The organism is Pseudoalteromonas sp. Ld20, assembly GCF_045064175.1.
GTDB lineage: Bacteria > Pseudomonadota > Gammaproteobacteria > Enterobacterales > Alteromonadaceae > Pseudoalteromonas > Pseudoalteromonas neustonica.
Window position 1 is genome coordinate 373,333 of the sequence record NZ_JBISHB010000034.1, and the last position, 7,191, is coordinate 380,523.

At 37.6% G+C, this 7,191-nt stretch carries 6 protein-coding genes and 1 pseudogene; 4 read left to right on the top strand and 3 right to left on the bottom strand.

Features of this window, described 5'->3' with window-relative positions; genetic code table 11:
- Positions 1-118 precede the first annotated feature (118 nt).
- From ACJJVX_RS11500 to ACJJVX_RS11515, 4 genes are all read left to right on the top strand, one after another.
- Positions 119-424 (top strand): STAS domain-containing protein, encoded by a 306-nt coding sequence (locus ACJJVX_RS11500; RefSeq protein ID WP_054205177.1) that lies wholly within the window; start codon positions 119-121, stop codon positions 422-424.
- Positions 424-2,085, top strand: coding sequence for a fused response regulator/phosphatase (locus ACJJVX_RS11505; RefSeq protein WP_209438563.1), 1,662 nt, complete (start codon positions 424-426; stop codon positions 2,083-2,085). The genes ACJJVX_RS11500 and ACJJVX_RS11505 overlap by 1 nt, the downstream gene beginning before the upstream one ends.
- A 53-nt stretch (positions 2,086-2,138) precedes the next feature.
- Positions 2,139-2,804, top strand: a complete 666-nt coding sequence (locus tag ACJJVX_RS11510; RefSeq protein ID WP_054205178.1) for a GAF domain-containing protein — start codon at positions 2,139-2,141, stop codon at positions 2,802-2,804.
- 79 nt (positions 2,805-2,883) lie between these two features.
- Positions 2,884-4,074 (top strand): amino acid aminotransferase, encoded by a 1,191-nt coding sequence (locus tag ACJJVX_RS11515; RefSeq protein WP_054205179.1) that lies wholly within the window; start codon positions 2,884-2,886, stop codon positions 4,072-4,074.
- Between the two features lie 102 nt (positions 4,075-4,176).
- Here ACJJVX_RS11515 and ACJJVX_RS11520 read toward each other — a convergent pair whose 3' ends face one another.
- The 3 genes and pseudogenes from ACJJVX_RS11520 to ACJJVX_RS11530 all read right to left on the bottom strand — a co-directional run.
- Positions 4,177-5,016, bottom strand: a complete 840-nt coding sequence (locus ACJJVX_RS11520; protein WP_405631543.1) for a Tim44 domain-containing protein — start codon at positions 5,014-5,016, stop codon at positions 4,177-4,179.
- A 1,374-nt stretch (positions 5,017-6,390) separates the two neighbouring features.
- The gene (locus tag ACJJVX_RS11525; RefSeq protein WP_054205182.1) at positions 6,391-6,777 is read right to left on the bottom strand and encodes an MmcQ/YjbR family DNA-binding protein; all 387 of its coding nucleotides are present in this window, start codon (positions 6,775-6,777) and stop codon (positions 6,391-6,393) included.
- Between the two features lie 211 nt (positions 6,778-6,988).
- A pseudogene (locus ACJJVX_RS11530) lies at positions 6,989-7,191 on the bottom strand (DDE transposase); the annotation flags it as partial.

Here is a 7,191-nt window from a genome sequence, read left to right on the forward strand (position 1 = left end):
GTCTATAATATCAAATCTAATAACAAATTTGCGCTTAGGTGCTTTTATTTTTGGCTAATTATTTTTAAGCAGTTATATTTAAAGCAATAAGAACGGATAATCTGATCAGGAGTTGAGTATGAGTTTAAGTAAGAGTGCCTCAGCGGATGGCACTACACTAACGATTCAAATTAAAGGGAAGTTTGATTTTAATTTGGTTCAATCGTTTCGCCAAGCCTACGCTGGTATAAATGATACTACAGTGAGGGTGGTTGTAGACCTACGCGAAACCGACTATATGGATAGCTCGGCGTTGGGTATGTTACTTAACATGAAAAAAACATTGGGGACATCTGTTAACGCGATTCATATTAGTAATTGCCAACCGCAATTGAAAAAAATTCTGCAAATATCTCGTTTTGATAAAAAATTTGATATCGACTGATGATGCGCGTTCTTGTTGTTGATGATCAACCCATAAATTGCACACTATTAAAAGTTATGCTGGAGCAGCAAGGTTACAATATTTTATTAGCAGGTAACGGTGTAGAAGCATTAGCGCTATTAGAAAAAGAAGCAATAGACATTGTTTTGTTGGATGTTTTAATGCCAATAATGGACGGTTATGAAACAGCAGCAAGGATAAAAAAATTAAGTAGTGATGTTTATTTACCTATTATTTTTATTACGGCATTAGAAGAAAAAGGTAGTTTTGAACGTTGCTTAGCGGTGGGAGGGGATGATTTTATTAATAAGCCTTTTGATAAGGCTATTTTAAGTGCAAAAATCAAAGCACATAGCCGTACTCGGCAACTGAGCTTGAAGGCCCACGAGCAAAATAAGTTATTAGAATATCACTATAATCAAACTGAACGAGAGCATGAAATAGTTGAGCATATATTTAATAATGCGCTCGAAAATCAATATGCATTTACTGAAAATATAGATTTTCACCTTTCGCCTGCATCAATGTTTAATGGTGATATGTGTTTAGTGGCACAAAGCCCTATTGGTAGTTTATATTGTATGTTGGGAGATTTTACTGGTCATGGTTTAGCGGCTGCCGTGGGTGCCTTACCTGCTTCTAGAGTATTTTATACCATGGTCGGTAAAGGCATGGCAGTAAGCGATATTGCCAATGAAGTAAACACAGTTTTAGCTAAACTATTACCTGGTCATATGTTTTGTGCTGCAAATATTATTGAGTTAAGTAGCTCAGGAAAAAGCATTTCGGCTTGGTTAGGTGGCTTACCTGATGCGTATTTAATTAACCAACAAGGAGATGTTTTAAAAACATTAGAATCGCAACATATGGCTTTAGGTATATTAGAAACCGATGAGTTTGAACGCGAGTTGATTCATTTTGAAGTTGACCCCAGCATGCGGCTGGTTTTATCGACGGATGGGATTATTGAAACCACCAATGAATACGACGACTATTTTGGTGAGCAGCGCTTTATAGAGGTATTAGCAAGTAAAGCGCAAATCTCAAGTAATGAGGTGATTAAACATGTGACAAACTTTGCACATGGCACTAAACAGCAAGATGATTTAAGTTTAGTTTTGTTTAACTGTTTAGCTGTGCCTGCACCAAAAAAAGAAATAGAAAGCTACTCTCCACTACCTTTTAACTTTTCATTAAGTTTAAACTCAACGCAAATAAAGCAAACCGATCCGGTACTAGAGATAGTCGATGTAATTACCCGAGTAGGTGGGTTGAAAGCGCACCGGTCAAACATCTTTTTATTATTATCTGAGGCGTATAACAATGCGCTCGATCATGGTGTTTTGGGATTAGATTCCGATATTAAAAATCAAGAAGATGGCTTTATGGAGTATTACCAACAAAGAGAAGTCGCTCTAGAAAAATTAACAGGTGCGATGATCATTGTTGATATGCGTTATTGTCCGGAAACCTTGTGTGTTTATTTTACTATATGTGACTCAGGTAATGGTTTTAGCGCCGATAATAACAACGGACATAGTTTAACGCGTGAACATGGTCGTGGGTTATCACTACTTGAAGAAATAGCCGAACAGGTGTCATATAACGCATCTGGGAATCAAATAGAAATGTGTTATAGATTAACATCGCTACAAGCCTAGTCGAACGTCATTTGTCATGCTATGATTTGTTTTTTAGATGTTTGGACGGCTAAATGGCTTCTTCTTATTTATCGCTGGCACAATTAGATGTGTCACCTCAATTAGTCTCTGCGGAACTTATCAAGCTTGAAAAGCATTTGGCTGGGCATCAGGTACAGTTGCCCTCTGTACGTTGGCAATATCAAATACCTGAATTAGGCGAAGGTGGGACGTGCAGTTTATTTGGTTACTTACAAGATGAGCCATTTAAGTTAACTGATTATGTAAGCCAAGATCAGCACACCACTAATAAGTTGGCAACATTACAACTCATCGTTGATTATGTTGTAAGTCAAACGAATGTTGATTGGTACGGTATCTATCAAAATACGCAAACGCAAGAGGGCGCCCAGCTTCTGAAATTGGCTTATTTTGGCGCACCAAGTAGGCCTCTTTTTCCACTTACTGAAGCATTTGCAGCGGGTAGTAATAATGTACAGGTTGCACTGAGCAGTAAAGGCCGTGTAATAAACAATGTTGAGCAATATTTGGCTGCGGGTGGAGAGTATTATACTTGTGATCCTAAAGTTAAATCAGAAGCGTGTTTACCGCTTTTTGACAGTGAAAATCGTTGTGTGGGTATTGTTGACGGTGAGGCCTTCAATAACGAATTTTTTAATCAACAAACATTAGCGCTATTAATTGCTTGCTGTATTAAAATTCCTCACTTTTTAGTGTAAATAACACTAGTCAATCTAGTGACCTTTTATGTTAAGCTAAGTGCAACAGCTAACCCCTAAATAATGAAAGAGATAGTCAATGTTCTCAGTATTAAAACCATTACCAACAGATCCTATTCTTGGCCTTATGGCGGCCTATAAGCAAGATACTAACCCAAATAAGATTGACTTAGGGGTGGGTGTTTATAAAGATGAACAAGGCAATACGCCAGTATTAAAATCAGTAAAAAAAGCCGAAGCCTTTCGTCTAGAAAATGAAACCAGTAAATCATACATTGGTTTGGCAGGTAATTTAGATTACTGTCAGCAAATGGAAAACCTATTATTAGGTGAGCACCAAGCGTTATTAGCTAACCGTGTTCGTACAGCACAAGCGCCCGGCGGTACAGGTGCACTGCGTGTTGCTGCTGAGTTTATTGTTCGTTGTAATCCAGGGGCAACAGTATGGGTTACTAATCCTACTTGGGCTAATCATATCAGCTTGTTTGAAGCCGCTGGTCTGACAGTTAAAGAATACCCGTACTACGATTACGAAAATAAAGATTTATTATTTGATGAAATGATAGAGACCCTTACGCAAGTGCCTAAAGGTGATGTTGTTTTATTGCACGCATGCTGCCACAACCCAAGTGGTATGGATTTAAACGAAACACAGTGGAACACTGTAGCGCAGCTTGCTAAAGATGTTGGTTTTACACCACTTGTAGATATTGCGTACCAAGGGTTTGGTTCAAGCCTTGAAGAAGATGCAAACGGCTTACGTATTTTAGCGAATGCGGTTGATGAGCTAATTATTTGTTCTTCATGTTCTAAAAACTTTGGTTTATACCGTGAACGTATTGGCGCATGTTCTATTATCGCTAAAGATGCTGCAACGGCTGATATTTCAAATTCAGTACTGTTAAGTGTGGTGCGTGGTATTTATTCAATGCCACCAGCGCACGGTGCTGACATTGTAAATACTATTTTAAGTAGCACAGAGCTTACACAAATGTGGCATGGCGAACTTGATGAAATGCGTAACCGTATTAATGGTTTACGTACGCTTATTAAAGATAACCTAGCGACGAAAGGGATTGCACAAGACTTCTCTTTTATTGATCGCCAAAACGGTATGTTCTCGTTCTTAGGTATTAATAAAGCGCAAATCGATCGTTTACAAAAAGAATATTCAATCTATATTGTTGGTTCAAGTCGTGTAAACGTGGCAGGTATCAGTGATACAAACATTGAGTACTTTGCAAATGCTGTTGCAGACGTTTGTAAGTAATTATATTTACATTACATTGTTTATATAAATAGCGTTTATTTAAATAATAAAAAACCGCACTAACATTATGTTGTGCGGTTTTTTGTTTTTAGTGATTAGATTTTATGAATCAATTAAATCTTCTACGCCAACTATTAACCAAGGTGCGTCATTATCAGTGCCGCGCTCTAAGTGCCAAATCTCTAAAATAGGCTCTTCTTTATTATCACCTAAATCACGATATTTACCTTTAAAGCGAACACTCAGTTGCCATTTTTGTGCGTTTGTATCAGCGCGAACAAGCTCGGTATCAATAAACATGACCTCAGTCGCTACGCTTTGGATTGTTTCTCGTTCAGCTTTAAACTCCGCCACTAGCTCAGGGCTTAAATACTCAGCCATCGTGCTGTAATCAGCTTCATTCCACGCTGTTTGTAAAGTGTGGTAATGAGTACGAGCGCCTTGTAAAAAGCCATTGGTATCAAAATTAGGTGGCAGGTTAAAAGGCACGTTATTCGTTTGACTAAAACCTGTAGCAGTCGCTTGCTCTGGTGCGGCTTGTTTCATTTGTGGCGCGTTAAATGTACCTTGCGCATGCGCCATCGCTGGGGCATTTTTACGGCGGATCATGCCCATTACAAGTTTAAAGATGATAAAGGCAATACCGGCCATTACGATCATTTCTAAAATTTGCATACCTTCGAAATCATCACCCATCATTGAGGCGATTAAGCCTCCGGCTAACAAACCACCAAAGATGCCCGCCATCATGCCTTTTTTGCTTGATTTTGGCTTAGCTGCTGGAGCGACAGTATTGGTGTCGGTTTGTTGTTTTTGTGCAGTTTGTTGGGTTTCAGGGGTTTTTCCGCGCTTTTTACTACCGAACTTTTTACGTGCTTCAGCATCAAAACTTGCAGTACATAACAGAGCAAGTAATGAAAATATAACAATCAGGTTTTTCATGAAATTCCTTAAAACAGATTAGAGTGGCGATTCTAAATCAGTTTAGGAATTATATAAATAGGTACAAAGTGAATTCGGATTAAAATACCCGTTACAATTGCGATCCCTACTATTTCAGGAACAATATTGCTCTTAAATGAATCACTGTAGTCATCTATGAAATAGAAAAACTTCATAAGCGCTACTATTGTTGCCATAATACAAATTGTGTACTTAAGGTGTTTTTTGAATAAGTTGAAACTCATAACTTTCCTTGTTTTTTATGTGTCCACATAATGTCCAAATTCAAAAAATTACACAAGACCTTAAAAAATAGCATAAGAAACTAAGTTTCTGATTTTAAAGTAAGCCATTGTTTTTATTGACGGCCTATAATAATCGAGGCTTTGCGGACGGGGCAGCTCCACTAATATAGGTTTTTAAATTCGTTGATTTAAAAACCCTAAAAAACCCGCTAATTTGAGCAATCAAATTAACGGTTTTTTTATGGATTTGACTTAAATTAAATAGCGGGCTTGCTGTAAAAATAAAGTTTTAAAGTGGTACTTTAACTATCACACTGCAATTTAACACCTAAGCAATGAATACAAATAATGCCCAAATATACACCGCCTTTTACACTCTCTAATAAAATATTGACCTTTGTCGTGTATATTAGTGAGCAAGATCGCGATGTTACGAATGCTCAGTTAGCTAAAAGGTGTGGTAAACCTTTAAGGACCATTGAAATACGAGTTAAAATTTAAAAAATAGCGGATTGCTTATACGTATGGGAGCCAATAAGCAGTTACTGGCAACTAAAGGTTTAATTATTAAAAGCGAATAAATAGGCACAAAATATTTGAAATAGCGGTGAATAAAACTGATATTAATTTACCAAAAGGGCAGTCATGTTTACGGTATACTTTCGTAAGTCATTTAATGGTGAACGCAGGTGATTTATTAGGGCGTGTTGACCTTTGTGGATTGAAATTTGTTCAATCTAGGGGCGATTTAATCGCGGCGCGAGGTTTGTAACCTAGCGGGCTAAGTAAAAACCGAGCAACAAAGAGTCAATCGCCCCTAGGAAGAACCCTTTGGGCAGCGCATGTTTGGCATTTATACTGCGTTATCGCCTATTTATGGGGAACAACCACACTACATAGGCTCTGCCTTGCCTAAATACCAAACATACTGCTGCAAAATCAATCACGAAAGGTCAACACGCCCTAGTATTGCTGCAGGTACTTGGTCACGCAAGAAAGTATTTACTTTTGGCCGGTATTAACTCGAAATAGTGTTTTAGCGTGTGTTAGAGGGAATGTTTAGTGTCAATCATTATAGATTACTCTGCACTGAGCAAATAAATTGAACAGTGCAGTTTATATCAATTTTTTATAGATGTATTTCAATTGCTTTACGGTCTTTTTCAGGCATGTTTGCGACCACTAAATTAAAAGAATTATCTATCATGCGTTCAATTTCCCCATTAGGGATTGAGCCATCAAGAATAACAGTATTCCATAACCGTTTATTCATGTGATAACCCGGTATGACAGACGGAAAAATATCACGCAGTGCTTGGGCTTCGTCTGGATCGCATTTTAAATTCATCCACCAGATTAAATTGCCATTTTCATCTGTTTGCCCTTCGTTTCCGACGGATAGTGTTGCAAACATTTTATGGTTCACTTTATATACATCAACTTCTTGGCCGAAAGGTTGGGTAACCATGACCAGAGGTTTATTTTTTAGGTACTCATGTGCTGTGTGTTGATTCATGATCCAGTCCTTGAAGTCATTTTAAGATAAATTAACAATAGCAGCTTTTTTATCGTTTAGTCATGAAAAAGAGATTAATAAAGCAAATTTATTAGCAATAACAACCTCTAGAAGTTAAATTTTAAAAATGCGTGCTGTTGTTCGCGATGTATGATGTTTAAGTATACTTGGTTAATAAAAATGTCTGCTAGAGCACCATATAGTTTAAAAATCATGCAGCTAATTTCAGTGATATATGTAAATTAGTGATCATGGCTGTACGATTTAAATCATATTCATTGAGTCTTATTCCTCTATATCGTGCTCGAGGTCCTTTACGGTTACATACAGATGCAAGAGCGTGCTCTACTTTAACACGCTCTCTTGCTTTAGCTCGACCCTCAGCAGTCGTGACGTATACACTTAAATCTTGCA